Source organism: Amycolatopsis balhimycina FH 1894 (assembly GCF_000384295.1).
GTDB lineage: Bacteria > Actinomycetota > Actinomycetes > Mycobacteriales > Pseudonocardiaceae > Amycolatopsis > Amycolatopsis balhimycina.
On sequence record NZ_KB913037.1, the window covers coordinates 8,796,391 to 8,819,642 of the forward strand.

Annotated in this window: 30 protein-coding genes; 13 read left to right on the forward strand and 17 right to left on the reverse strand. The window is 67.7% G+C overall.

The genetic code is table 11. From position 1 onward, the window contains the following. Positions 1-103: 103 nt before the first annotated feature. The 12 genes from A3CE_RS0140500 to A3CE_RS0140555 form a co-directional block, all read right to left on the reverse strand. A complete protein-coding gene (locus A3CE_RS0140500) occupies positions 104-553 on the reverse strand; it encodes an SPX domain-containing protein (protein WP_020645821.1) in 450 nt (149 codons plus the stop codon). A gap of 47 nt (positions 554-600) precedes the next feature. After that, positions 601-1,095, reverse strand: coding sequence for a pilus assembly protein TadG-related protein (locus tag A3CE_RS0140505; RefSeq protein WP_245589664.1), 495 nt, complete (start codon positions 1,093-1,095; stop codon positions 601-603). Further along, the gene (locus A3CE_RS0140510; RefSeq protein WP_245589665.1) at positions 1,092-1,505 is read right to left on the reverse strand and encodes a pilus assembly protein TadE; all 414 of its coding nucleotides are present in this window, start codon (positions 1,503-1,505) and stop codon (positions 1,092-1,094) included. The genes A3CE_RS0140505 and A3CE_RS0140510 overlap by 4 nt, the downstream gene beginning before the upstream one ends. Positions 1,506-1,646: 141 nt before the next feature. Then, positions 1,647-2,075 carry a TadE/TadG family type IV pilus assembly protein gene (locus A3CE_RS0140515; protein WP_020645824.1) on the reverse strand — a complete coding sequence of 143 codons (429 nt, stop codon included), beginning with the start codon at positions 2,073-2,075 and terminating at the stop codon, positions 1,647-1,649. 353 nt (positions 2,076-2,428) lie between these two features. After that, on the reverse strand, positions 2,429-2,617 hold the full coding sequence (locus A3CE_RS0140520) for a hypothetical protein (RefSeq protein WP_020645825.1): 189 nt from the start codon (positions 2,615-2,617) through the stop codon (positions 2,429-2,431). Between the two features lie 36 nt (positions 2,618-2,653). Continuing rightward, positions 2,654-3,547, reverse strand: a complete 894-nt coding sequence (locus A3CE_RS0140525; protein WP_026469333.1) for a type II secretion system F family protein — start codon at positions 3,545-3,547, stop codon at positions 2,654-2,656. A 5-nt stretch (positions 3,548-3,552) separates the two neighbouring features. Next, positions 3,553-4,485, reverse strand: a complete 933-nt coding sequence (locus tag A3CE_RS0140530) for a type II secretion system F family protein (RefSeq protein WP_020645827.1) — start codon at positions 4,483-4,485, stop codon at positions 3,553-3,555. Then, on the reverse strand, positions 4,473-5,978 hold the full coding sequence (locus A3CE_RS0140535; protein ID WP_020645828.1) for a TadA family conjugal transfer-associated ATPase: 1,506 nt from the start codon (positions 5,976-5,978) through the stop codon (positions 4,473-4,475). Before A3CE_RS0140535 ends, A3CE_RS0140530 begins: the two co-directional genes overlap by 13 nt. After that, the gene (locus A3CE_RS0140540) at positions 5,975-6,838 is read right to left on the reverse strand and encodes a MinD/ParA family ATP-binding protein (RefSeq protein ID WP_245589666.1); all 864 of its coding nucleotides are present in this window, start codon (positions 6,836-6,838) and stop codon (positions 5,975-5,977) included. The genes A3CE_RS0140535 and A3CE_RS0140540 overlap by 4 nt, the downstream gene beginning before the upstream one ends. Before the next feature lie 38 nt (positions 6,839-6,876). Beyond that, a complete protein-coding gene (locus tag A3CE_RS0140545) occupies positions 6,877-7,590 on the reverse strand; it encodes an SAF domain-containing protein (protein WP_020645830.1) in 714 nt (237 codons plus the stop codon). Positions 7,591-7,704: 114 nt separating this feature from the next. Further along, positions 7,705-8,733, reverse strand: a complete 1,029-nt coding sequence (locus tag A3CE_RS0140550; RefSeq protein WP_063714266.1) for a hypothetical protein — start codon at positions 8,731-8,733, stop codon at positions 7,705-7,707. Positions 8,734-8,735: 2 nt separating this feature from the next. Continuing rightward, a complete protein-coding gene (locus tag A3CE_RS0140555) occupies positions 8,736-9,290 on the reverse strand; it encodes a hypothetical protein (protein ID WP_245589667.1) in 555 nt (184 codons plus the stop codon). A 310-nt stretch (positions 9,291-9,600) separates the two neighbouring features. Between A3CE_RS0140555 and A3CE_RS0140560 the strand changes: the two genes are divergently transcribed. Next, on the forward strand, positions 9,601-10,239 hold the full coding sequence (locus A3CE_RS0140560) for a prepilin peptidase (protein ID WP_020645833.1): 639 nt from the start codon (positions 9,601-9,603) through the stop codon (positions 10,237-10,239). 439 nt (positions 10,240-10,678) lie between these two features. On the opposite strand, the gene A3CE_RS52290 is transcribed toward A3CE_RS0140560, so the two are convergent. Both A3CE_RS52290 and A3CE_RS0140570 read right to left on the reverse strand, forming a co-directional pair. Further along, positions 10,679-11,044 (reverse strand): DUF397 domain-containing protein, encoded by a 366-nt coding sequence (locus A3CE_RS52290; protein ID WP_020645834.1) that lies wholly within the window; start codon positions 11,042-11,044, stop codon positions 10,679-10,681. Positions 11,045-11,076: 32 nt separating this feature from the next. Continuing rightward, the gene (locus tag A3CE_RS0140570; RefSeq protein ID WP_020645835.1) at positions 11,077-11,952 is read right to left on the reverse strand and encodes a DUF5753 domain-containing protein; all 876 of its coding nucleotides are present in this window, start codon (positions 11,950-11,952) and stop codon (positions 11,077-11,079) included. Positions 11,953-12,374: 422 nt separating this feature from the next. Here A3CE_RS0140570 and A3CE_RS58990 point away from each other — a divergent pair, with 422 nt between their 5' ends. From A3CE_RS58990 to A3CE_RS55585, 10 genes are all read left to right on the forward strand, one after another. Beyond that, a complete protein-coding gene (locus tag A3CE_RS58990) occupies positions 12,375-13,190 on the forward strand; it encodes an NUDIX domain-containing protein (protein ID WP_245589668.1) in 816 nt (271 codons plus the stop codon). Between the two features lie 143 nt (positions 13,191-13,333). Next, positions 13,334-13,516: a hypothetical protein gene (locus A3CE_RS0140580; RefSeq protein WP_376741689.1), complete on the forward strand. Its 183-nt coding sequence runs from the start codon at positions 13,334-13,336 to the stop codon at positions 13,514-13,516. Further along, entirely contained in the window at positions 13,513-13,638 is a 126-nt protein-coding gene (locus A3CE_RS59430; protein ID WP_260473812.1) for a hypothetical protein, read from the forward strand. The genes A3CE_RS0140580 and A3CE_RS59430 overlap by 4 nt, the downstream gene beginning before the upstream one ends. Then, positions 13,635-13,997, forward strand: a complete 363-nt coding sequence (locus A3CE_RS0140590; RefSeq protein ID WP_026469336.1) for a hypothetical protein — start codon at positions 13,635-13,637, stop codon at positions 13,995-13,997. Before A3CE_RS59430 ends, A3CE_RS0140590 begins: the two co-directional genes overlap by 4 nt. Continuing rightward, positions 13,994-14,230 (forward strand): hypothetical protein, encoded by a 237-nt coding sequence (locus A3CE_RS0140595; RefSeq protein WP_125592383.1) that lies wholly within the window; start codon positions 13,994-13,996, stop codon positions 14,228-14,230. The genes A3CE_RS0140590 and A3CE_RS0140595 overlap by 4 nt, the downstream gene beginning before the upstream one ends. 54 nt (positions 14,231-14,284) lie before the next feature. Continuing rightward, positions 14,285-14,695 (forward strand): hypothetical protein, encoded by a 411-nt coding sequence (locus A3CE_RS0140600; protein WP_245589669.1) that lies wholly within the window; start codon positions 14,285-14,287, stop codon positions 14,693-14,695. Positions 14,696-14,862: 167 nt separating this feature from the next. Beyond that, positions 14,863-15,069, forward strand: coding sequence for a hypothetical protein (locus A3CE_RS52295; RefSeq protein WP_020645842.1), 207 nt, complete (start codon positions 14,863-14,865; stop codon positions 15,067-15,069). Positions 15,070-15,208: 139 nt separating this feature from the next. Next, the gene (locus tag A3CE_RS56940; protein ID WP_125592381.1) at positions 15,209-15,628 is read left to right on the forward strand and encodes a hypothetical protein; all 420 of its coding nucleotides are present in this window, start codon (positions 15,209-15,211) and stop codon (positions 15,626-15,628) included. A gap of 167 nt (positions 15,629-15,795) precedes the next feature. After that, on the forward strand, positions 15,796-16,260 hold the full coding sequence (locus tag A3CE_RS0140610) for a hypothetical protein (RefSeq protein ID WP_245589670.1): 465 nt from the start codon (positions 15,796-15,798) through the stop codon (positions 16,258-16,260). Positions 16,261-16,523: 263 nt separating this feature from the next. Then, positions 16,524-16,982, forward strand: coding sequence for a helix-turn-helix transcriptional regulator (locus A3CE_RS55585; RefSeq protein ID WP_084641945.1), 459 nt, complete (start codon positions 16,524-16,526; stop codon positions 16,980-16,982). Positions 16,983-17,038: 56 nt separating this feature from the next. Here A3CE_RS55585 and A3CE_RS0140620 read toward each other — a convergent pair whose 3' ends face one another. The 3 genes from A3CE_RS0140620 to A3CE_RS0140630 form a co-directional block, all read right to left on the reverse strand. After that, positions 17,039-17,479: an NUDIX domain-containing protein gene (locus A3CE_RS0140620; RefSeq protein WP_245589671.1), complete on the reverse strand. Its 441-nt coding sequence runs from the start codon at positions 17,477-17,479 to the stop codon at positions 17,039-17,041. Between the two features lie 117 nt (positions 17,480-17,596). Continuing rightward, the gene (locus A3CE_RS53725) at positions 17,597-18,487 is read right to left on the reverse strand and encodes a phosphopantetheine-binding protein (RefSeq protein ID WP_020645846.1); all 891 of its coding nucleotides are present in this window, start codon (positions 18,485-18,487) and stop codon (positions 17,597-17,599) included. Beyond that, positions 18,484-19,884, reverse strand: coding sequence for an NAD(P)/FAD-dependent oxidoreductase (locus A3CE_RS0140630; protein ID WP_026469337.1), 1,401 nt, complete (start codon positions 19,882-19,884; stop codon positions 18,484-18,486). Before A3CE_RS0140630 ends, A3CE_RS53725 begins: the two co-directional genes overlap by 4 nt. 194 nt (positions 19,885-20,078) lie before the next feature. Between A3CE_RS0140630 and A3CE_RS0140635 the strand changes: the two genes are divergently transcribed. Together A3CE_RS0140635 and A3CE_RS55590 are read left to right on the forward strand one after the other, a co-directional pair. Next, positions 20,079-21,416, forward strand: a complete 1,338-nt coding sequence (locus A3CE_RS0140635) for a helix-turn-helix domain-containing protein (protein ID WP_020645848.1) — start codon at positions 20,079-20,081, stop codon at positions 21,414-21,416. A 641-nt stretch (positions 21,417-22,057) separates the two neighbouring features. Further along, positions 22,058-23,188, forward strand: a complete 1,131-nt coding sequence (locus A3CE_RS55590; protein ID WP_084641947.1) for a TIGR02391 family protein — start codon at positions 22,058-22,060, stop codon at positions 23,186-23,188. Positions 23,189-23,252 lie beyond the last annotated feature (64 nt).

A 23,252-nucleotide genomic window follows, 5' to 3' on the forward strand; every position in this document is an offset into this window, starting at 1 on the left:
GCTGACTCGTTTCCTTGGTAGTACAGGGCTTTAGGGTTCGATGCCCACCACCTCGACGAGGCAACGGATGCACGCGTCGGCGTGGCTTGGTGACAGCCGCCTGTCAGGTCACCCCCGCCGTGACGCGTTCAGGCGTGTCCGCGGTGTCAGCGCGAGGTGCGGCGGGCTCGCGCGGCACGGACGCCAGGCCGTTCGTCGGTGCCTTCGCCGCGGCCGGTCCTCGGGCTGTGGTGCTCGGCGCAGTCACGGCGGGCTTCTTCTTTTTCGTGGTGCGGTTCGGTTTCCGCGTTGTGAGCCATCCGGTCAGGTCGGCTGCGGGAATGTTGGTGAACCGCGCGAGCTCGTCGATGTCCAGCACGTCGCTCGCGTCAGCGAGTACTTCGCCGAGCTGTCGTTCGACCTCGTCGAGTTGCGCGGCGAGCTCGCTTCGGGTTTTGGCGAGTTCGCCGACTTGCTTTGCCGCGGCGGATCGCTTCAGACGCCGAGCCGTGTCGGCCGCCTCAACTCGGCGGTCGATCTCCTCAGCCGTGGCGATCTCGTCGGTCGTAGCCATCCTGTTCTCCTCTGTGTTGACGTACTGGTGTGAGCGTTGGAGTGCCGCTATGGGTCGATTGCGGTCACCACCCCGCGCTGGGGATGAGCGCTACCGGTGCCGTGAACGGTGAGGCTGGAGATCCCGACCATGCCCAGCAGTTGCGTGTTCTGGGAGGCGGTGATGGTGACTGTGACGGTGTCGCCGGAGACGGTCACAGTTCCGGAGGCGCCGACGGTGGCGAGATAGCTTTGCGCGTCGGCGACCGCTTGGACGGGCACCAGTTGCAGGGTTCCGGTGCTGCGGTAGGCGGAGAGGTCGATGGCTTGGGCGCCGGCGCGAGCGGCGGCCTCCGCCTGCCCGTTGGCCTTGACCTTGGCGGACAAGGCTAAGCCTCCGTCCAGGGTCAGCCCGGCCAAGGCGAGGATCCCGATGGTGAGCACCACGACGAACGCGGTTGCTCGGCCGTCGTCGGCCCGCCACCAGGTCCGCCGCTGCGATCGCCACCAGTGGCTCCACCGTGTCCACCAGAGTGGCGACTTATCGTTTGCCTGGCGGATCATGCGCCGCCTCCGGAGGCATTTCCCGAGACCGAGCGCCAGGTATCGACTGGTTCGACAGCGGTGGCGGACAAGCGTTTCTGGCCGGGAACGCCGAGGATCAGCGCGTCGCCGAAGTCGACCGCACACGACACCGTCACGCTGACCGTGCCGCCCGGTCGCATCCCGCCGGTGGCGGTGTCCACGCTCAGCGACGCACAGGTCACTCCGGCTGAGGACAGCGCGTTCGTGGCGGTGGACTGGGCCGCTGCGTTTGCGGTGGCCGAGGTGCGTTCGATGCTCGCCGCGCGGGCCGCTTGGTGCGCGGCATCGTCCACCCGCAGCCGGGCATCCACCCCTCGGTGGATCACCACGGCGACGAACACGAGCAGCATGACCAGAAACGGCGCCGCTAGGGTGACTTCGGCAGCCACTGAGCCACGGTCCGCGCGCCACCAGGCCACCCACCAACCCCAGCGCGGGTGATCGCGCCCCAGCGGGCGTTCTGGGCTACCGGACGGGCGTGTGGCGGGTGTCCGGGCGGCGGGCGAGTTCTTGGTCGTCATAGCGTCCGATCACCCACCGCTGGCCAGATCGGGAACGAACCGTTCGACCGGGCCGGACGCCTCGGCGTGCACCGGCAAACTGAGGAACGGGACTACCGACGTCGCGGTCCCGGAGATCCGGATCGACGCCGAGTTGGCGGTGCGGTCGGCACCGACACTGGTGCCGGTCAACGGGCCGCGTGCGAGCTGGTCGAGCATCTGCTGCGCGCTCGCGCTGCCCGCGGCCGCGGTGCCGTTCTGAGCTCGCGCGGCGGCGAGCCCTTGAGACGCGGCGGCCTGGGCGATGTGCGTGGCGTGCGACCACAGCGCGAACTGCACGATCGCCAGCAGCATCAACAGAAGCAGCGGCGTCGCGATCACCAGCTCCGCGCTGACCGCGCCGCGGTCACCGCGCAGCAGCAGCCGGATACGGCCTCGCGAGGCCGTCCTCCCGCGCACAGGCCGCGGCCGGCCATCACCGCGGCCTCTGTCGGCTCGGCGGTGACTGTAGGGATTCCGCGAATTTGTCCACCCGGGACGCCTTCGTGTCCACCGGTCGATGCGGAAACGGCGCCGACTTCCGACGTGCCGGTTCGTGGTGGAGCATCGCAGGTGTTCTCTTCCTCTTCCGTGACCGTTGCAGCCATCTGCCGTCGGCTGGACGGATAGGCACTGTTCAAGCGATATCCCTACGCGGAAGGACAAGTTGCCAGCGCTTTGGACACGCGAAGGACAAGTAGGGGGCCCAGCGGACATTTCCGTTGACTCCCTACAGTGACGCCACCGCTGTGACTGCTCCCGGCTCATCACGGTTACAGGTTGATGCCGTTGGCCTTGGCGGTGACCTTCGCGATGATGATCGCGATGATCGCCAACGCGGCCACCACCAGCAACGCTGTCACCAGCACGGTCTCGGTCGAGTACCCGGCCTCGGGTTCCCGGCGCAGCACTTCCCACCGCGCTTTTACCGTCGTCCACAATGCCACCAGGTAGAGGTGCATCGCGCTTCTCCTCCCATTTCCACGTGCCCCCGCAACTCACAGTCCGTTGAGGACTTGGGTGAGTGCGGGGTAGGCGATGAACGCCAAGAAGCCCAGGAACAACGCCATCACCGGCAGCGACATGCGTTCGGTGGCGGCCTGGGCGTCGCCTTCGGCGTCGGTGATCTGGTGGGTGCGCAGGGCACCGGCCTTGGCCGCGAGCGAGGTGCGGACCTTGGCGCCCTCCGTGCCGGCCAGGCTGACCGACGCGGCGAGCTCGGACAGCTCGGTGACGTCGAGTTCCTCGCCGAGCTGGCGCAGCGTTGCCCACGGCGTCGTGCGGGTCAGCCGGGCGGTGTCCAGGGCTCGGCGGATCTGCTCGAACGCCCAGCCCCGGCCGATGGCGACCGAGTCGTTCAGCGCGCTGTCGACCCCGGCGCCACCGGCGAGGGTGATCCACACCAGGTCGAGGTAGGCGGACAGGGCGTGGCGGAACCCCGTGCGCAGTTTCGTCGCGTCGGACTTCGCTTGCAGGTCGGGCAGGACAAATCCGGCAGCGGCCAGAACAAGTCCGGCGATGATCGGGAACTCGATTCCCAGCGACAACCCGGCCAAGGTGAGCAGCAGTTGCAGCAGGACCGGCGCGAGCAGCCCGGCGATCGCCAGGGTTGCCTTCTCGGCCAGATGGGTCGCGACCGGGCGGCCGATGACCGCCAGATCCCGAGCCAGCCGCTCGCCGGGCAGACCGAGCGCGCGCAATGGCGCGATGAACGGGCGGCCGAGCCTGGCCGCCCACCCGGTGTCCTCGGTGGCCAGGATCGGGGTCGGCGCGGGCGTCGCTGTGCTGCGTGCCAGGACCGCGCCCAAGGCGGGCCGGGGCGGGAAGGCCCACACCGCCAGCGCCCACAGGCCCAGGCCCAGCCCGGCTCCCAGAATCAGTGCGGTGATCACGGTGGTCACACCTGCCTCTCGGCGACGAGCGCGGGCTGGTCCTCGGAATCGGCGGCCAGGGACAAGAACCGTTCGGGCTCGGCGACCCTGGCGACCCGCACCAGCCACGCGAACCCCAGTCCAAACAGGACCCCGATGCCCAGCAGGACGATCTGCCCGGTCGCGGAGTCGTAGGCCGACAGGTACGGGCGGTTGAGCAGCACCACGGCCACGGCGAAGCACAACGTGGTGCCGACGATCACCCGCACGCTGGTTCGGGTCCGGGCACGCCCGGCTTCGACCCGCATCCGCATCGAGGCTTGCTCGCGGGCGGTGTGCGCCAGCGAGCCGAGCAGGTCCCCGAGCTGGCGGGCCTGCTGTTCGGCCGCGAGCACCAGCGCGGCGATGACGAGGTCGCCGGTGGGGTCAGCGAGCCGCTCGGCCAGATGGCGCAGGGAGGGCGCCAGCCGGTCTCCGTTCTCGATCCGCACCGCGAGGTCGGTGATCTCACCGCGGATGGCCGGCGGCGCCAGCGGAGCGGTCGCGAGGATGGCCTGCTCCAGCCCGGCGGCGGCCGACAGCGTGTCGCGCAGCATCTCCGTCCACGTCGCGATCGCCTCGATCCGCGCCACCCGGCGGGCGTGCTCGGGGTCGCGGCCCAGGACACGGGGCAGTGCCCAGACCGCGAGCCCGGCCAGCACGGCGCCGACGACCCAGCCGGTGGCCACTCCAGTGAGCACACCGACCGCGACGGCGAGGCCGATCCGCAGCGCCTGGCGCTGATCTCGCGGTGCGGCCTGCGCGCGGCGCGTTTGCCCGCGGCGGAACAGGCCGGCGCGCCGGTTCGGGTCCACGCCGCGCCAGCCGATGATGACCAGCAGCAGCCCGACACCGACGCCGACGCCGAGCAAGGCCGACAGGGCGGTGGTGGCGCTGATCGTGATGTTCACCGCGGCCACCAGCCTTCCGGCTGCTCGAGCAGGCCGGGGTCGAACCCGGCGTCGACGAGGTCGTCGAGGGTGTCGGTTCGCAGTGCCCCGGCCACCGGGCGGGCGCGGCGGTCTGCGCCGGGCCGGTAGACCTCGTTGGAGACCACCTGCGGGCCGTCGGCGCCGACGACCTCGCGGATCGAGGACACGACGCGGGTTGTCCGGTCGGTGCCGCGGGCCAGGTGCACGACAAAGTGCACCGCCGAGGCGACCAGCAGGTTCGTCGCGTCCAGCGGGAGGCGTTCGACGCCTTGCGCGGCGTAGGAGGCCAGCCGGGTGAAGGCGATCCGCGAGCTGGAGGCGTGCAGGGTCGCCATCGAGCCGTCGTTGCCCTGGCTCATGGCGTTGCACATCGGGATGACTTCCGGTCCCCGGATCTCGCCGACGATCACCCGGTCCGGCGACATGCGCAGGCCCCACCGGACGAGTTCGGCCTGGGAGATCGCGCCCTCGCCCTCGACGTTGGCTTCACGGGCCTGGAAGGCGGTCACGTCGGCGTGGACGTCGGGGTCGAGTTCCAGGCCGAGCTCGAAGGCGTCCTCGATGGTCACGATCCGCTCCATCGAGTCCATCTCCGAGGCCAGTGCCCGCAACAACGTGGTCTTGCCCGCACCCGTGCCGCCGGTAATCAGGATGTTCTTGCGCGCCCGCACCAGCGCGCGCAGGAACTGCTCCAGGCCGGGGTCGATGGTGCCGCGAGCGCGCAGCTCGGGCAGGGTCACCGTGAGGTAGCCGTGCCGACGGATCGACAGGGAGGTCACCCCGCCCGCGGTCAGGCCCATCACCGCGAACAACCTCTCCCCTCCGGGGAGTTGAAGGTTGACCGCCGGGGAGCCGTAGTCGAAGCGGCGTTCCTGGCTGGAGGCGCGGGCGGCGAGCAACCGGACCAGGTCGGTCAGCTCCTCGTTCGAGCCCGCGATCGGGGCGACCCGCGCGCGGCGGCCGTCGTTGTACTGCACGAAGACCCGGTCGTAGCGGTTGGCGTTGATCGTCTCCACCGTCGAGTCGTCCAGCAGGGGCTGCAGGCCGGCCATGCCGAACAGCTCGTTGATGACCTCGATGATCACCCGCTGCTCGACATCCCGGCCGACCAGCGACCGGTTGTCCATCAGCTCGTTCTCGCTGTGCGCGGCGACCGCGTCCTCCAGGATCGCCCGCGCCAGCTCGCGCCGTGCCTCCCTGGTGACCGGGGCGCCGGTGCGGCGCTGCTGGGCATCGACCCGCAGCGGCAGCTCGGTGCCGAGCGTGTCGCGCAGGTGCTGGCGAAGCCGCCCGACGGCCTCGGTCGCCTGCGCCGGCTCCGAACCGCCCGGCGCTGGTTGCGGGGTCGCCTGCGCCCAGCTGGGGTTGCCGGACGTGTTGGCCGGTTGCCAACCTGACGGTTGTCCCTGCGGCTGGTGCGGACGCAGGGGCACCGGAGCCGGATAGCCGTTGGGCGGAGGACTGTTGGGCGGGTACGTCATGACGCTTGCCCTCCGCGCGAGGTGGTCTCGGTGTTCGGCGGCAGGGGTGCAGGTGCCAGTCGAAAACCGTTGGCCGAGACCGCGAGGGTGGGCACGCCGGGCACCGCGCGCAGCATGGACATCGGCTGGTTGTCGGCTGGTGCCTGCCGGGGCAACGCGGGCGGCGGTGCCTGCTCGGCGATGAGCACTTTCGCGACCTTGTGCGCGACCTGCCCCAGCGCCGAATGCGCCGGTCCGCTGCGGCCCCACCGCAGCGTGCTAGGCCGTCCACACAGCACAGCGGCCCCGTGCGGATCGTCGGGAACGCGGCCCAGCGGCAGAACGCCCAGTTCGCGGGCGACTTCAGCAGTGGAATACCCCTCGCCGACCAGCAACATCGCCGGATGCGCGGTCCACCTGCCGATCGCCGGCAGGCGACGGGCCAGGTGGGCGAGGTCGTCGGCGTGCGCACGGGTCAGCAAGACCATCGCGTCGGCCGAACGCACGATCGGCATCGCCGGAGACCCAGCGTCAATTCGGCCGCAGTCCACGATCACCACGGACTCCGGCGCGCCCGCAGCTGTCCGCAGCACCCCAGCGCCTGTAGTCGGGTCGGCCAGCGCGGACAACGCTGCTCGCGCGCGGTCGGCGTCCGGTGGTGCGGCCACCACCGGCAGCCCGCCCGGCAGGGCCTGCGCGTGCTGCCACAGCAGCGCCGGGTCGTCGCTACGCCGGGCGGCGACCGCCAAGCTCACCAGCCCCGGCGCCGATTCCAGCGAGAACCGCGTCCCGACGTCCCCGCCGGAGGGGTCGGCCTCCACCAGCAGCGCGCGCGAGGGCGATGGCCAGCGCGCGGCCAGCGCGACCGAGAACGTGGTCACTCCAGGCGACCCTTTCACCGACAGCACCGCCACCAGCATCACTGACCACTTCCCGGAAGCATCACGATCGACAACTGACCCGCGGGCACGGCGGCGATCTGGCGGGCGGCGGCCTGGCTCAGCTGCACCGACACCACCGTGACCTGCTGATTCGGCGGCGAGGTCACGCTGGTGACCACGGCCGGCCACACCGTCGTGGCGTCCGGCGTCGGCGGGCTGGCCAGCGCAGCGCCCAATTGGCCCGGCACGAACACCACTGACACGTGCGCGCCTGGCGACACCTCCACCGGGAACTGGCCCGCCTTCAACGACAAAGCCGCGATCGCTTGGCCTGTCACAGGAACACCGGCACCGCTCACCGCGTCCAGAGTCAGCAGCGCACCGGCGGGCAGACTCGCGGACATCGTCTTACCCACCACGTTCGTAGCCTGGTTCGCGTCCACAACAGAAACGCCGGGGTCGACGGCGACGTTTACCTGCTTGAGATCCTGCGCGGTCAGCACCTGCCCGACCGCAACCGGCCGCGCCAACGCCAAGACCGATTGCCGGTTCCCGGAGTTCAGCGAAACCACTAGGAACGCGGCCGCACACGCCAGCACAAGCAGCGCACCCAGCAGTAGGTGCGGGATGCTGCGACGTCGTTTTGTTCCGCGCAGCCGCGAGGCGGGCTTCTTGCCGTCCGCCACCCAGGGGCCGCTGGCCGACTTCGTGGGTCGGTCGGTGTCCGGCTGGGTCGTGATGTTCGTGGTCACGCCGGTACCTCCTCCAGGCATGGGAGTAGTGCGCCACGTCGCCAAGGTTCTTCAGCGAGCGGAAGGACGAGTTGCTGTTGGTGTTGTCGTGAAAGGAGGTGCTGCCTGGGAAGGTCAGCCGCCGCCGTTGTTGAGGGCTTGGGACTCCGCGACACGGAAGGCCGCGTTACCGGTCGTGGTCAGGTCCGGGAACGTTCCACCTTGCCCCGCGCCCGCCCAGGTGACCGTCCAGTGCACCGTCGCGGCGACCGGGAACGCTTGCCCCGCTCGCTTCGCGGACGAGGTGCGGTAGGTGTGGCCGCAGTCCGGCGACGGCGCCTTCGGGTCAGTCCCGGCCCGGAACGGCGTGCCCGCCCCAGTACACGTCACCGTGCTGCCGTCGCCCATGGACCATGTCACCGACGTCGGCGTCGCGGTGGCCGTCACCGACACGCCCGGCACGGAGGCTGTCGCCGATACCGGCCCCCACCCGCTCGAGAGCCACATCCACGTCGGCAAGTTCACCAGCTGGTCGCCGACAGGGTTCGCCGCGATCGTCGGCGTGGGCAGCCGCAACTGCTTGCGCGCCATCTGCGCCAACTCGGCCGGCGAGGGCAACTGCGCCGCACCGGGTTGCTGTCCATCCGCGATCCACACCGGGGGCCGGTACAGCCCGTCGGTGACGCCCGCGGTCGAGCATTGCCATACGTACCAAGAACCCTGCTGGCCCTGCGTCGGCTGGGCTGCTTGCGCCAGGACCACACCACCTGCCGCTGGACGGGTGAAGACCGCAGGTTGCGCGATCACGCCGCCTGTGTTCAGTGGCTTGGTGAAGGCGGCAGTGACCACACCGCCGGACGGCGGCTGGTAGTCGCTCTTCACGTAGGAACACTTGGCCAGGTTCGAGTTCCCGCCGATGATCGTGTCGCCGGGGTTGCTGTTGTCCTTGCCTGGGTTGCCGGTGCCGGGACGTCCGGGTTTGTTGCCGTTGCCTGGGTCGCCCGGCTTGCTGTTGTCGCCGCCCTCGCCTGCGCCGAGATCGCAAGCCGGAGAAGGGGTTTGGCTGCAGGTCGTGCTTCCCCAGCCGTTGCCGGCCAGAGCAGGCGCTGCGATGCCGAGCATGGCGATGGCCACGATTCCGGTAACGGTCGCTATGCGTCGCATGGTCAGCACGTCCCCACGTCGTGCACGCCATAGTCGGCGACCTTCCACGCCCCGTCGGCTTGCTTCTCGACGATGGCGTTGATCTGCTGGCGACCGCCTGGCTTGTTGTCGGCGAGTTGCCCGTTGTCCGCACGATACTTCAACCAGTGAGTCGAATCACCACAATCCGTGACGATGATCTTCTTCGGGGCACCGGGCGGGTCCACGGAGGACACGCTGGGGTTCAAGACCGGTTCGCCTTTGGTCACGAGGCCGTTGAAGTGATCGGCATACAGCCCTCGCGACAGATTCGTCAACGCGATTCCTGTGGCGTACTGACCCAACTTCAGCGACTGCCAGTCCGAGGTGGCCCCGGCGGCAACGAAGTCCTGCCACATGCCCCGGTAGGACGCGAGGGCATCCTGCTTGGCTTTGTCCACACCGGACAACGGTGTGGTTGGCGGAGCCGAGGTCGCCTTCCCGGTCGGCTGGACCGTGCTGGGGGCGGGGGCAGGCGTCGTGCCGGGACTGCAGGCGGCGAGGACCACCAACGTGACTCCGAGCGCGAATGTCGCCATGGACCGGCGCCCACCAACGATCAAGCCCCTACGGCTTACCACGGCCCCACCCCTCAGACGTCAGCGAAGATCGTCAATCTTTTTCGTGATACACACCACGTCTACACCACTGACCCCCGCCGACTGCAAAGTGTGTATGTGACTGACTTTGAAGTCGGAATGGGTTTTCCAGTGAATCTTCACTCTTTCAGGTCATGGCTGTCACTTTCCGATACCGCCGCAGATAACACTGGGGACGACACCAGCGGCTTTCTGGAGGTGAAGGGATGGTGCAACGGCTACGGAACGTGACTTATGGCGGTTCTGACTGATGACCACCGAATTCATCACGATATGGGCGAGTGCGGGGATCCTCGTCGGTCTCGCCCTGGCGTTCGGCGTCCGATGCCTGCTCACGGTGGCCCCACCCGCATCCCATACGACGTGGCTCATGGCCGTACCGCTGACCTCCCTTGTGTTTGGCGGACTCGCCTGGCGCTTCGGTCACCAGTTCGATTTGCTGCCATACAGCGTTCTCGCTGCACTCGGCGTGGCACTCAGTGCGATCGACGCTATCGACCGACGACTACCCAGCGTGCTCATTTACTCGGGCGTCGCCGTAGTCGGCGTACTGCTGGCGAGCTCGGCGATCATGCACTCCAGAGGACCGGACTTTGTGCGCGCGCTGGCTGGGATGGCGGTTGTTGCCGTGTTCTACCTCGTGCTCGCGCTTGTGTCCGGAGGCGGGCTGGGGGCTGGCGACGTGAAACTCGGTGGCCTGCTCGGACTCGCTCTCGGCTGGCTTAGCTGGTCGGCACTCGTCACGGCCACCGCCATCGGCTGGTTTGCAGCCGCCCTGATATGGCTGGTCCTTCGGATGTTCCGACGAAGGCCAGAGGGCTCATTGCTTCCGATGGGGCCGTTTCTGCTATTCGGGGCGTTGGTCACGATCACCCTCGTTCCGACGTGACGCTCGCTGCAGCAACCGGCTGCCCCAGGCGCGCACCTCGGCCAGCTCGGCAAGATCGATGACGACCACGCGCAAGGAGGCGTCGAGGTGCGCTGTCTGCGCTCGGCATCGGGGCGGGGCCTATTGATCCGGGACTCTAGGCTGTTTCGAGGAGTCGATGTCGGAACGAGGGGTACTCGGATGCTGAGGATCCGGAACACGTTTCTCGGCGGATCACCTTGCCTGGGACACTGATCGCAACGTGGTGATCTCGCAACAGGCGGGTCTGACGTGTCGACTCTTGGTGCGAATGTCGACCTCCTGCTTGGGCTTCTCGGTTGGTGCGGTACGCATCGCGCTGGTGAGCACGGGTCGGCGCCCGATGGGGAAGCATCAGGTAGGGGCGGAAAGCGCTGAGGGCCCCGCGAAACGCCGGGGCCCTCAGAATGGTGAATACGAGTTACACGGCGAACGCCAAGGCTTCGAACTCGCCGTCACGAACTCCGATGAGGAACTTGTCCATCTCGCTCGCCGTGAACACGAGAGCGGCGCGCTCGCCAGTACGGCGGAACTCAAAGGCATCTACGGTCTGGGTGATCTCCAGGCATGTGCCAGCGGCAGTCCCGGTGGACCGCAGTGCGGTGAGAATCTCGTCGAACTCCGCGTCCGTGAAGCGCAGGCGGACGTCCTCGGAGCTGCCGAAGACGTTCTTGTCGTCCCGCAGCTCGACACGCGACCCCTGACGGGCCACACGCACGCAGTCCTTGTCCGGATTGCTGGCGGAGGCTTTGCGGAAGTCCTGCTCGCGGAAGGTGGCTGCAGTCATTGCGTTTCTCCTAGAGGGGGTGGGACTCGTCGTCAGGCCGCATAGGATTCGGCGACGTCTCGAAGGAAAGCTCGGGTTTCGTCGAACTTCAGGGCGGCGTTGGTCAGGCGACCCCATGCCAGCTCACGCGCCTTGAGGGCCTTGGCGTCATCGAGGTAGCGGATCTCTCCTTCGTCTTCGACGTAGGCCATCATGAGCGCGCCGGCCGCGCCCGTGGTCGGTACACGAATCAGCGTGAAGGGCGACGAGATCGGCGATCGGCGCCCCGGCTTCGCGTTGAACGGCATCACCTGAATCTGGATGTTCTCGCGGTTCGAGAGCTCGATCAGGTAGTACATCTGTTCCCGCATCACGTCGTTGTCGCCCCACACGCGGCGCACGCAGGATTCCGAGAGCACGTAGCGGAGGATCGGCGGGTCCGTCTTGTCGAGGATGTCTTGCCGGGCGAGCCGCGCCTTGATCCTGTCTTCAAGCGTGACGCCGACGACGTTCGGCCAGTCGGCGTGCTGCGCGCGGACGTAGGACTCCTTCTGAAGCAGACCGGGCACGACCTCGACCTCGACACCGCGGATCTCGTCGGCGTGCTTTTCCAGGTCCACACGAAGCCGGATGTCTTCGGAGTAGGCGCGGTTGTGACCAGTCGTCCAAAACCCGCGCTTGTGGTTGTCGCGGCGGAGTTCGCGCAATGCCTCCAAGTAACCCTCGTCCGCGAACCCGAGTTCCCGGGCGAGGAGTTCAAGGTCGCCGGGTGAGATGCTGCTGCCGCCGCTGATCAGGCTCGCCATGCGCGGCTGACTCGTCTCGATCAGCCGCGCCGCTTCTGCCTGGGAGATGCCGGCCGTCTTGATCATGTGGTCGATCTCGCGACCGAGGAGCAGTTTCTTCGCGGTCTTCACCGTGGCAGCCATACGCGTGACCCTCTCCGTGAGCCGGCTGGGCGGCCCATGGCATAGATCGGCCGACACCTCCCTTCAAGCCAGAGGGTATCGCTCGAAGCCACCCGAATGGGCGTCGGCCTGAAGCTTGATAATCAAGCTTCAGGCAATCAGACTATGAACTGATGGTATGACGATATGGCTAGCTGGAAGTCAGGAGACTAGCGTATGCAGGTAGGTGGCATAGTCATGGTGTCGGAGGTGGCGCTGACGGTCCTGACCAGGGTTTTGTCCTTGCGATCGCCCGGTCGACTAGTTCTACGACGACCCGTGGGTCCTGCGCGAACGGTTGATCGCATGAACGTGGGAAGGCTTTGGGACGCGCTCCTGGACGAAAGCCCCGGCGTCATGGCCGGTTGCGTGCTCCCCGGGCTTGCATCGACGGGAAACATCGCATGAGCTCCGAACCGTCACCTTGGCCGACCTGGGTCACCGCCGAGCAGGCTCGTCGGCTTCAAGACCTCGTGCTCAGGTTCACGTGGCAGGTGACGACGGAAGCATCCGAGGCTAAACCCTCGGTCTGGGGTCAGTGGGCGAGCGAGCTCGATCAGGAAGTCAACATCGCCCTGCGTGCCTCCGGCAGTTGCTTCGTCGGCCTCTATCCGCGCGGCCAGGGTTTCTGGCGGAGTGGGCGGCCTCCTGCGATGACCACGCCAGACACCGGACATGCCGGAAGCTTTCACGATGTTCTCGACCTGGCCGTGACCTGGGTAGCCGCTCGGGAGCCAAGTGATGACCGAGGACATTCGGCAAATCCAGAGACCTCTCAACGGCAGGTGTTCCACGTGAGCGAACCCGACACCCAGGCCATCGGACCCCGCGTCCGGGTCCACGCCCTCATCGGGCGAGACGATCACCTGCTTCTCGTCGAGCATGCAGGGCATGACGCCCTCCCCGGCGGCGACGTCCGCGCCGGTGAACCCGTCGAGCAGGCCCTCCGCAGAGCCTTGCACGACCAGCTGGGCGCGACAATCGCCGAGCTGGACTTCTGCACCGTTGTTGAACACGGCACCGGCGAACCATCCGCTTCCGAGATCGCCTTCCTGTTCGATGTGACGCTCACCGACGCCGGCCTCCTCACCGACTCGGCACAGCCACATCGGTGGGCCAACGATCAAGAACTGTCCGCCCTTCAACCTCAAGCGGTCCGGGACGGACTGAGCACGGGCACGCTGTCGGCCGAACACCCGTGGCGGGCGTGGACACCATGAGCAGCGACGGAGCCAGCGTGGCCGGACGACCTGCCTGGCCTCGCTTCGGCGAGGGGAGAGCGGTCATGTGGCGAACGCGACGCAAGCCCAGTCGATGGATGGCGGCGTGCCGGGATGTCGCCGCTCGACGCCGGGAGATCCTGGTGCTGACTACCGATGACAGGGTGGTGCTGGTCTTCCCACCCGGCGAGGTCGTCATCCTGAAGCCGTTGCAGGCCGGTCGCCTACGGGCGGCCCTCCGGGACGCCGTCCTTGCACTGAACGAGCCCGCCCCCCACCACGAGGACCACCGGCACGCCGTCCCGACCGAACGGACCAGCGCATGAGTTCCGCAGTGCTGGTCATCGCGGCCACGGTGTTCGTCGTCCGGTTGGTGGTCGCGCTGTATCACGCGCGGGTTGACGGCCGCGTCGCCGCCCGCCGTGCCCGCCAGGAGCGGCAGCCGTGAGCCCGTTGTCCGCACGTATTGCCCGCGCACTGGGCGGACGTCTGCGCGCCGCCGGATTCCACTCTTTGCCCGACGTCGCCGACGACGGCGAACTGATCGGCACTCGCCTGTGGCGGCTGCGCGCCGGACACGTGGAATACCTTGCCCTGCGCCCCAATGGACTCGCCCACGCTGTCCGAGCCAAGGCGACTTTCGACTTCCGGCGTCTTACCGAGCACGGCCCGGTGATCGAGCACCGCTCCGGCCACGCCGTCAGCGCCCTGAACTGGCTGCTCACCAGCACTGAACTGCCTTCCGGCGACCTGCCGCGCCCGTACGCCGCGCCCGACGCATCCGACGAGCCGGGAGGTGGCGGATGAATCTCCTTCTGCCCGCAGTGGATTGGCTGATGTCGGCCTACGACTCGACTTGGCACGCCTTTCCCGCCGCTCAGGTCGATGACCCGGCACGCACGTTCTACCAGGCGCTGTGCGACCACTCGGTCCCAGCTCGCCATGCCGAGCACACCGCGCCGCGCGTGTTCTGCCCCGCCTGCCTCGTGCTCTACGGCGCTCACATCCCCGACGAGCAGCGCTGGCAAACCGACGGCTGACGTCCGTCGCCCACGAACTCCGCAAAGAACCTTCACGATTGGAGAGGCAACCCGATGACCACGGCACTCACACGCGGCCCGCAACCCCACCAACTCAACGACGATCATCAGCGAAGGCGCACGCATCCGCTGGATGCATTGGTGCCCGATCCCGCCGGGCTGCCGGCGGTGTGTGACGAGCTGGAGTTCGCGGCGATCTTGGAGGAGATGGTCGCCGACGAAGCGCCCCGGCTGTTCGCCGTCGTGCAGGAGTATGGGGAACGCGTCGACGGCCGAATCGCCGCGTGGGGCCTGGCTTTTGACGATCACACCGAAGTCGTCTCGGTCGGTCGGACGCAGCGGATGTGTTTGCAAGCACCGGAAAACGCGCTGGGCCTGTTCAGGGTCGGCAGCCAGATCCGGGCTCGGCTGGTGTGGTTCAACGCGGAGGCGGCCACCCCTGCCGGGGACGACGAAGCCGCCTGAACCGGACACACGGGTGTCAGCGGATGGCGTGCGGTGGCTTCCGGGCCTGTTCCGGCAGTTGCTGCACGCCATCCCCGACCCCCAGAACTTCTGTTGCAGAACATGATGCTCGCTCGGCTCGAGTTCGACGCTGCTGCGGAGGTCTTCACGCTTGAGGAGATTCCCTGATGGAGGACATCGCCGAGACGATCTTGCTCCAGCTAAGGCGCTTGAGCCATGACGAACAGATCAGCTCCGCCCCTCGTCTGGTCGAGGCCATCGGAACGATCCGACAGCGGGCGCTCAGTGCGTCCGGTCAAGTAGCGGAAGGAGGTGTCGTCGATGACGACGTTGGCGCAGGTGCGACCACCGGTACACCGATCGGTGAAATCTGAAGACGCCACGATGCCAGAGCGGCCCGTTCACGTCGAATCCTTAACGTTGGCGGCTCTTCCTACGGCCGTGGGCTCGGCTCGAGCCTTTGTCGTGTCCACCTTGGAGCGCTGGCGGACACCGGCTGCCATCGGAGACGCCGTGCTGCTCGCGGAGGAGATGGTCAGCCGCTCGGTCGCGATGACCGGCCCCGACGAATCGATCGTCAACTGGTGGGCATTGCCGACCCTGGAGTTACTGACAATCCGCCTCTTCTGCCTGCACCGGAGCATTGGGCTGGAAGTGTGGGACTCGGCCCCTGCCACGTCAGAAGCACTGCTGAAGACCAGCGAGGTGAGCTGCCGCCTGGTCGAAGCATTGCATGTGACCGCCGCACGCTGGGGTGAGGTCCCAGATGGACGAGGCCGGACGGTTTGGGCGCAACTCCCGGTATTCGAACGCACTGAGCGCGGCTTGCCGAAACGTCCACGCAATCCGACGCCGTACCCGCGGCGTCCCGCGGCCAGCGGCCCAGCCGTCGAAGTCATGGAGCGCATTCTCCGTGGCATCGAAGGTTTCTAGTCACATCGAAGTGGAAGGTATCACTTGTGGCACTGGCAGAACACGACCGGACAGTCGTGCCAGACGAAACGGTCTGGGAGCTGCGACGACAGTTGGTCCGGGTTGATCCCGGGGTAGTGGAGGCCCCGGCGCGAGTGGCACGAGGCGCAGACCTGATGGTTACGGTCGTGCAGGAGCAGAGCGCCGCGTTGGCGGAGCTGCCGCACCGAGCGCGGATCCTGGGCCTGGTCGAGCTCGAGAAAGGGTGGCGTCGTTGGGTTGCGGCCATGACCGGAATGTTGACCGCCGAAGTGGCCGAAGCATTCATTGCCGCTCAGAACGACGAGTGGTCGCTGCGGATGATCGCGCCAGTCGCAGGAATGAGATTCTCCGCGGTCGGGAGCCGTATTCTCCGCCATCGTGACGGCGGTGCCTCCTCAGCAGCCTCATCGCCGATACCGTCGCCGTCCGAAATCGACAGGTGGGTGCGGGAGCTGATTGATGTCACGCGAGAGTCGGTGTCGGCTGAAGGAATTGCTGCTGAGTTTCGTTCGGGCGTGAGCGTCTTGACGCTCGTACAGCGTCACGGCATGTCCGAGCAGCAGATCTGGGACATCTTGCAGGCTCAGGGTGTCGAGCGGCCGAAGTCATGAACGGGGGACTACGCACCGGAGGTGTGGATCGCATTGTGACTTCGACTCAGGCTGAGCGTGACCGCCGGCCGGATGTTCCGCTCTGCGGCTTCGCCGCTCTCGGCACTGAGAACCTGCATGCGCCCAGAGTGTTGGGGGAGCCGGACCTGCTGCCAGACGCTCCTACGGCGAGCGTGCCGACTTCATCGGACGAGGCGACACGTCGGGACACAATGACTGGTGGCGAAGTATTGACTGCTCTGGTGCCGGGATCCGAGGTCGGCATGCTTGATGTGGACGTCTATCAGCGAATCCTCGGCGACGAGCTCCGGATGCTGCGACGTCGGCGTGGCTGGACGCGGAATGACCTGCAGCGGCAGTTGCCAAGCGGCATTTCCGTGCAGACCATCGCCACGTACGAGCTGGGTTCCCGGCAATGCTCAGTGGTGCGTCTGGTCGAGCTGTGTCTTGCGATGGACGAACTTCCGCAGCACCTGATCGCGAGAGTGCATCAGCGTGTCGTCGTCGATGAACCCGGCCACGTCCGGGTGAACCTGCGCTCGCTTGCGGCCCTCGTCGAGCCGCGCCTTGCGCCGTTGCGCCGCTGGGCTGAGGACCGGCTCCGCCGGCCCGGCGCGGGCGAAGACGTTCAGCTGGATCTGGCGGCGCTGTGTCGCATGGCCGAGCTGTGCGACCTCCAACCTGCCGAACTGGTCGCCTTTCTTCGAGATCTCCGCAGCTGAAACCTCGGTCCGATATCCCCGCCGTGGCAGGGCCGAGTGGCTCGCTGTCGTCGTGATCAGGGTGCCGCTGGCTCGAAGCCGTGCTCGAGGTAGAGCGGAGCCGGGTTCTCGGTGCGAGCGTGACGGGCGCACGCGGCGACGCGGCGGGCGAGGCGGGCGACCATCATTCCGGCGAGCTCGTCGGGGTGGGCGAACAGCGATTCCCCGATCTCCTGATCGACGTACCGGATCGAAGCGAGTTGCTCGGTGGACAGAATGCCGCCGTCGTAGAGAAAGGCGATCATCGGTGCGTGGTCGTCGCCTTGTGGTACGGAGTCGATGCCAAGCAGCCGGCCGATGATGACGTCCAGGCCGATTTCCTCGGCGACCTCTCGCCGCGCGGTGACGATGGGGGATTCGCCGTTGCGGATCTCGGTGACTCCGCCGGGGATCTCCCACAGTTCGCGGCCGCGTGGCTTGACCACCAGTACCTGGCCTTCCTCGTCGAAGAACAGCACGCCGGCGGATGGGATGGCCATCGGGTACCGGCGGAAGAAGCCGCTCTGTGTCGCGGTGGGTGTCGTCACCGGGGCAGGCTATCCCGCCCCGTTGATCACTTTCCGCTCGGCGGTCGATTACACAATGTAGTTCGTTGCGGGTTGGTCGAGGGTGCGGCGCAGATAGCGGGCGCCGCAGCGGGTGCAGGTGGTGCCAGGGAGTCGCCACCCGCAGCGGCAAACCCAGCCGACATGCCGGTGCGGGTTACCGGCGACCAGGGCGTGCGACGGAACGTCGCGGTCGACGACCGAGCCAGCAGCGACCAGGGCATGTGCGCCGATCCGGATTCCCGGCAGGAGGACGGCGCCGGCGCCGATGGTGGCGCCGCGGCCGACGGTCACAGGGCTTGGGGTCCAGTCTTCCGCGGCTTGCGGCACGCCGGACACGGTCACGGCCCGTGGAGTGGGGTCTTCGACGATCAGCACGCCGGGGCACAGCAGTACCTCGTCGTGGATGTCGGCGCCGAACACCTGCGCCGCGTTCTGGATCTTCACCTGGCTTCCGACCCGGGTGCCGGAGCCCAGGTAGACGCCTTTGCCGAAGACGCAGCTGGAACCGACCCGCACGCCGTCGGCGAGCTGTGCCTGGTGCCAGACCCGGCTGCCCGGCCCGACCTCGGCGCCGATGCCCAGGTCGGCGGTCGGGTGTACGAATGCCTCGGGCAGCTGCTCCGGTGCGGGCCTCGGGACGGGAAGTTCATCGATGCCGACGAGTTCGACCTGCGCCGGCGTGACCGTCGAGTCCGGGGCGATCAAGGAGGCGAGATCGCCCAGCCGGTGGGCGTCAGCCAACGCGGTGTCCGGGATGGTGATGCCGTAAGCGGCCTCGAATGCTGCCGCGAGCCGGATCCGGTCGAGAGAGTCGAGGCCGAGCTCATCCAGGCTCGACTTCGGGGTCAGCGTCATCGGAAGGGCAGTCGGTGGCCGGAGCGCGGCGACGATGGCGGTCAGCCTGGCAGGCAGGGTCATCGCGTACTCCGGCCAATGATGTCAAGTAGCAAGGGCAGGACTTCCGGGACCGGCGCGCTGGCGGCCAGCCGCCGAACGGAAGGGTCAGCGAGTTGGTGGGCGAGCGCGGTGGACAAGGTCGTGCCGAGCGGCGCGGGGGCGCCAGCGGGCAGTTGACCTCCGGGTTGGCACACCAGCTCCACGAGCGCGGCGCTGTGCTCGCCGACCAGCTGGGCGAGGTCCGGCTCGGGCATCGGCCGGCTGGGCGAGTACGGGTGGCTGTTCAGCGCGCCGGGGTGGTCGATTTCGGTACGTATCAGCGTGGCCACTCGCGGGGCGAGCAGCATTCCGCACCGGTAGGTGGCGGTCGCCAGCAGCACGTTCGGGTGTGCGGTCCGGCCGACCAGCGGCAGGTGGTCGATGGTGAATGGCCGGTACCCGACCCGGATGTCGCGTACCTGGGCGTTCCGTAGTCCGGCGTTCAGCTCGCGGATCCCGTCGTGCAGCAACGTCGCGATCTCGTCCGCGCTCGCTCGCCGGTCCGGGTCAGGGCGGGTGGTCAGCCGGTTCGTGGCGCCGAGGTAGATCTGGCCGTCGCCGCGGGCGACGAGGTGTGCGCCGCAGGCGAATCCGCGATTCGGTGTGCGGACCGGGGCGGTCACGGCCACCGGGGCGGCGTCCAGCACCATGCTGACTCCGCGCCCGGCCAGCACCGGCGGAGCGCCCATCTCGATCCTGCGGGAGCGGCGCAGCAGTGCCGGTATCTGCACCCCGGCGGCGAGCACCAGCTGATCGGTCGTAACGGTGTCACCGGTGGCGACCCGGACCTGCATTGCCGCGCCGGTCTCGGCCAGGGTGACGGCGTCGGTGTCGTACCAGGTGATCCGCGGATGCGCGATCGCAGCGGCGGCGGCTACCGCGGTTAAGGCCGCCGCGTCGACCCCGGCTTCGCCCGGCAGCCACAGCGCTTCGAAAACCGACTCGGACTGCAGCCCCGGCACGGCATCCGGCGGGTGCAGCTGACCAGGCAGGCCGGCGTCGGCGGCCGCAGCTGCGATGGCCGCGAGCTCGGCGCGGTCGGCCGGGACGCTCGCCGTGACCCACACTCCCGGTACCAGCGACACTGCGGGGCCGCCAGTGATCTCGGCCAGCTGATCCAGCCACGCCTCGTAGCCCGCGCGAGCCGCGACACGCTCGGCAACTTCCATCGCAACCCGCTCTGGCGCGTGCGCGGCCTCGACTTCCGAAAACACCGTGAGCATCGCCCCCGCGGCGCGGCTGGCCTGCCCCGCGTGATCCCCGGTGCGCGGCCCCACCAACGCCACCGAAGTCCCGGCGCGCGCCAGCTCCACTGCGCACGCCAAGCCCACGATGCCCGCGCCGACGACCGCTACATCCGCCGTTCGTGTCGCATCCACCTGCTCGCCCTCCAACGCCCTCGGCGGCGAGCGCGACGCCCGCCGTTCCGAGGTCGAGGAAACTGCTCAATCTCGCGGTTGCGGCAGGGCTTTGTGCCGGAGTGGCACAGCTGTGCCAACTTGGCACAGCTGACGCCGCCAGGTCATCGGCCGACTACCCTGAGTGTGTTGCCGCTGGGAATCGAGGCGCCCCGATGCCGAACCGCTCGACCCACACCGACGACGCCGCCCTCGCCGCGGCGATCGCCACAGGTGACCACGCCGCTATCCTGCGCCTGGCCCGCCTTCGTGCCAGGCTCAGCCAGACGGAGCTGGCCGGAATGTTCGGCTGTCACCCCAGCCTGATCTGCCGCTTCGAGGGCAGGCAGCGCGCGCTGCGCGATCCGGCAACACTTCGTCGGCTCGCGAGGCTGCTCGACCTGCCCGCCAACGCGTTCGGCCTACACGACGGCGCCGCCTCCCAGCACATTCCGCCCCGGTCTCCTAGGGTGAGCACCAGCCAAGCCGAGGAGGACGACATGCGGCGCCGCACATTCCTGATGGCCAGCGGGCTACTCGGGTCGGGCCTCGCCGCCGGGACCGCGAGCGCCGCTGAACCGGACCCGGCGGCGCTGCTGGCCGAGCAGCTCGAGCCCGTCCTGCTCGGCCCGGCCGTGCCAGCCGCCCCATCGACCGTGGTGGTGCTCCGCCGCGAGCTGTTCACCGCGCGGGCTGCGTTCGACCGGGCCGACTACCTCACCGTCGCCCGCAACCTGCCGCATCTCGCCCGCACCGCCGAAGCGACCCAAGCGGCCACCGACACCGGCCATGACGTCGTCGGGCAGGTGTACGCGCTGATCACCCGCGCGCTGATCAAGCTGCCGGCCGGCGGGCTCGAATGGATCAGCGCCGACCGCGCCTCCCGAGCCGCCGCCCGTACCAGCGACCCGCTGCTGCTGGCCGAAGCCGAACGCCTCAAGGCATCCGTCTGCCGCCGCGGCGGCCAGCACGACCGCGCCCAGGACCTCGTTCTGGCCGCCGCCGAGCACCTCGACACCAGTGGTCGCGCCGCCCCGCAGCACCTGGCGCTGCATGGCGTGCTTATGTGCACCGCCGGCTACGGAGCAGCCCGCGCCGGCAACCGCGACCTGGCCCTGGACCTGCTCGGTGACGCCATCCGCACCGCAGCCCGCCTCGACGAGCACCGCGCGCTGCGCGGCCCTCTCGCCGCCAACATCACCAGTCACAAGGTGTCCGCCCTGCACGTCCTCGGCGACCCCGCCGCCGCGCTGCAACACGCCCGCAGCGCCGGGCCGCTGACCGGCACCAGTACCGAACGCCAAGGCCGCTACCTCGTCGACCTCGCCCTCGCCCACCATGCGCTTGGCCGGCCCGGACCTGCGTACAACGCCTTGCGCGAAGCAGAACTCCGTGCACCCGGCGAAGTCCACACCCGCGCCACCGCCCGCAACCTCATCCACGACTTGCGCGCCCACCGCGGGGCGAATCTTCCCGGCATCGACCAGCTCGCCGCCCGCGCACACGTGGCTTAGCGGGCTCGTCGAGGCGTGCCCTGCTCCCTCGCCGGCACGTCTCGGAGGTCGCCCAACGCGAACCCCGACCCGGCTGGGCTGCGCGAGCGCGTGACCCGGTGCTGAGCCGGATCGAGAAGCTGCTGGTTCGGGATCGGCCTGCAGAACGAAAACCACGAAGTGTGGGTCGCCACCTGGCGCGAGCTGATCTGCCAGGCCGAGTGAGGACTCGACTTCTACAAGGATCAGTTACAGTACGACATCAGCCAAGCGGCTGCTGTCGAGCGAGTGCGGAGCCTGCATTCCGAATCCCCTGCCGCCCGAATTGGTTGAGGACCAGGAGATCGCGGGAATACTCTGCTCTCGAAGTCAGAGAGAATTATCCTCCGTCCGCATGCGTCCGGCAGCGTTACTCGTCAATCTTCTCGAACAGTGACTGCATCCGAACCGGCGCTTGTTCGCCTGAGCGCGACGTCGCGGAGAGGACGAAGGGGCGGCAGTGTCGGCTTCTGGCGCGTCAGCAAAGTTCTGCTCGCCAACGTTCCGTCCGTCGTCGTTTCAGGGGCGGACGGACTTGGGTGCTCAGAAGGAATGCCGCCTCATGCAAGCTATACTTCATCGGCTGACACGGTCAGGTGTCGCTGAGGACCTGAAGGAATGCGATGACGGTGAAACGTTGGGATAACATCGAGATTTTGCAAGCGATTGATCGTCATCAGGAGCGCGCGTGCGGCGCGGCCGTGTACGCGGTCAGCGGCCTCCAACTTATGGAGGAACTTGCGGGAGCGCTGGTTGCTGACGAATGGCTGTGGAGGGGCTTCATTCAGGAAGTTCAAATCGCACGTGACGCTGGTCTCCTGACTTTCGACCTCGTGGCACCTGGTGGTGCCGGAGCTCCATCGGCGGTCGCGGAGCCGCATTACTACCTCCAGTTGATTCGCAATTTCGCTCTGACCGTGGCCGGGCAAGATAGGGCTCGTGGGCGCCAGGTCGTCCATGATCTGTCAGATCCGGCTGAAGATGACGGTCGGCCTATCAGCAAGCTGATCCTTGGACGTATAGCTGCGGCCATCAGGGCGGAGTACAGTCCTGAACAAATCGCGATTTTCCTCCGTGAATCAAATCTAATACCGGATCGAATCTCGCTCCCTGATAACGTCAACCACGGCGATCCCATGGAGGTTTTCGCGTGCCTGGAACAACAACTTGGGTCTGAGGGGCGACGTGTCCTGCGCGGTTTCCTGGGGAGGTGGGTTGAAGGTGGCCTGCTCTCTGGTCCGACGAGGGAATTGAGGGTGGCACTTGTTGAGCAACTCGGTCGACAAGGCTGGTTTGTTCGAGACGGACGCCTTGTTGTCGATAAGCCAACAAGTGGGCTCATGGCAAGCTCGCCCATGTTGCGAGATGCACGAATTGCTGCCTTGCATCCCGAGATTGGGTCGGTCGCAGAGCAGTATGTCCTCGATGGTTATCATGCGGGTGCAGTCTTTGAGGCGATGAAGGCAGTCAGTAATCGTGTCAAGAAGATGGCATCCATCGACGAGGATGGCCAACGGCTAATGGGGCAGGTCTTCGCGGACAAGGGACCGCGCATCGCGTTAGCTGATCTGACAACTGAGACTGGGCGAAACATCCAGAGTGGTTATCGATTCATGTTTATGGGTGGTATGCAAGCGCTACGGAACCCGGGGGCCCATGAGCAGCACTTAGAAATGGATGAGAATGAGGCATTTGACCAACTTGCTTTCGCAAGCCTACTAATGCGCAGATTGGATTCCTCCTCCGTTTTGTGATGCCGACGTGCGAGCATCATCGCTGGCTCCACTCGAGGTGCTGTCTGGCCTTTGAATGCTCGGC

Bases quoted from the DNA above. Each gene is read 5' to 3' on its own strand.
- A3CE_RS0140500 (WP_020645821.1), bottom strand. From the start codon at position 553: ATGGCTACGACCGACGAGATCGCCACGGCTGAGGAGATCGACCGCCGA.
- A3CE_RS0140505 (WP_245589664.1), bottom strand. From the start codon at position 1,095: ATGATCCGCCAGGCAAACGATAAGTCGCCACTCTGGTGGACACGGTGG.
- A3CE_RS0140520 (WP_020645825.1), bottom strand. From the start codon at position 2,617: ATGCACCTCTACCTGGTGGCATTGTGGACGACGGTAAAAGCGCGGTGG.
- A3CE_RS0140535 (WP_020645828.1), bottom strand. From the start codon at position 5,978: ATGACGTACCCGCCCAACAGTCCTCCGCCCAACGGCTATCCGGCTCCG.
- A3CE_RS0140550 (WP_063714266.1), bottom strand. From the start codon at position 8,733: ATGCGACGCATAGCGACCGTTACCGGAATCGTGGCCATCGCCATGCTC.
- A3CE_RS0140555 (WP_245589667.1), bottom strand. From the start codon at position 9,290: ATGGCGACATTCGCGCTCGGAGTCACGTTGGTGGTCCTCGCCGCCTGC.
- A3CE_RS0140560 (WP_020645833.1), top strand. From the start codon at position 9,601: ATGACCACCGAATTCATCACGATATGGGCGAGTGCGGGGATCCTCGTC.
- A3CE_RS52290 (WP_020645834.1), bottom strand. From the start codon at position 11,044: ATGACTGCAGCCACCTTCCGCGAGCAGGACTTCCGCAAAGCCTCCGCC.
- A3CE_RS0140570 (WP_020645835.1), bottom strand. From the start codon at position 11,952: ATGGCTGCCACGGTGAAGACCGCGAAGAAACTGCTCCTCGGTCGCGAG.
- A3CE_RS58990 (WP_245589668.1), top strand. From the start codon at position 12,375: ATGAGCTCCGAACCGTCACCTTGGCCGACCTGGGTCACCGCCGAGCAG.
- A3CE_RS59430 (WP_260473812.1), top strand. From the start codon at position 13,513: ATGAGTTCCGCAGTGCTGGTCATCGCGGCCACGGTGTTCGTCGTCCGG.
- A3CE_RS0140595 (WP_125592383.1), top strand. From the start codon at position 13,994: ATGAATCTCCTTCTGCCCGCAGTGGATTGGCTGATGTCGGCCTACGAC.
- A3CE_RS0140600 (WP_245589669.1), top strand. From the start codon at position 14,285: ATGACCACGGCACTCACACGCGGCCCGCAACCCCACCAACTCAACGAC.
- A3CE_RS52295 (WP_020645842.1), top strand. From the start codon at position 14,863: ATGGAGGACATCGCCGAGACGATCTTGCTCCAGCTAAGGCGCTTGAGC.
- A3CE_RS55585 (WP_084641945.1), top strand. From the start codon at position 16,524: ATGCTTGATGTGGACGTCTATCAGCGAATCCTCGGCGACGAGCTCCGG.
- A3CE_RS53725 (WP_020645846.1), bottom strand. From the start codon at position 18,487: ATGACCCTGCCTGCCAGGCTGACCGCCATCGTCGCCGCGCTCCGGCCA.
- A3CE_RS0140635 (WP_020645848.1), top strand. From the start codon at position 20,079: ATGCCGAACCGCTCGACCCACACCGACGACGCCGCCCTCGCCGCGGCG.
- A3CE_RS55590 (WP_084641947.1), top strand. From the start codon at position 22,058: ATGACGGTGAAACGTTGGGATAACATCGAGATTTTGCAAGCGATTGAT.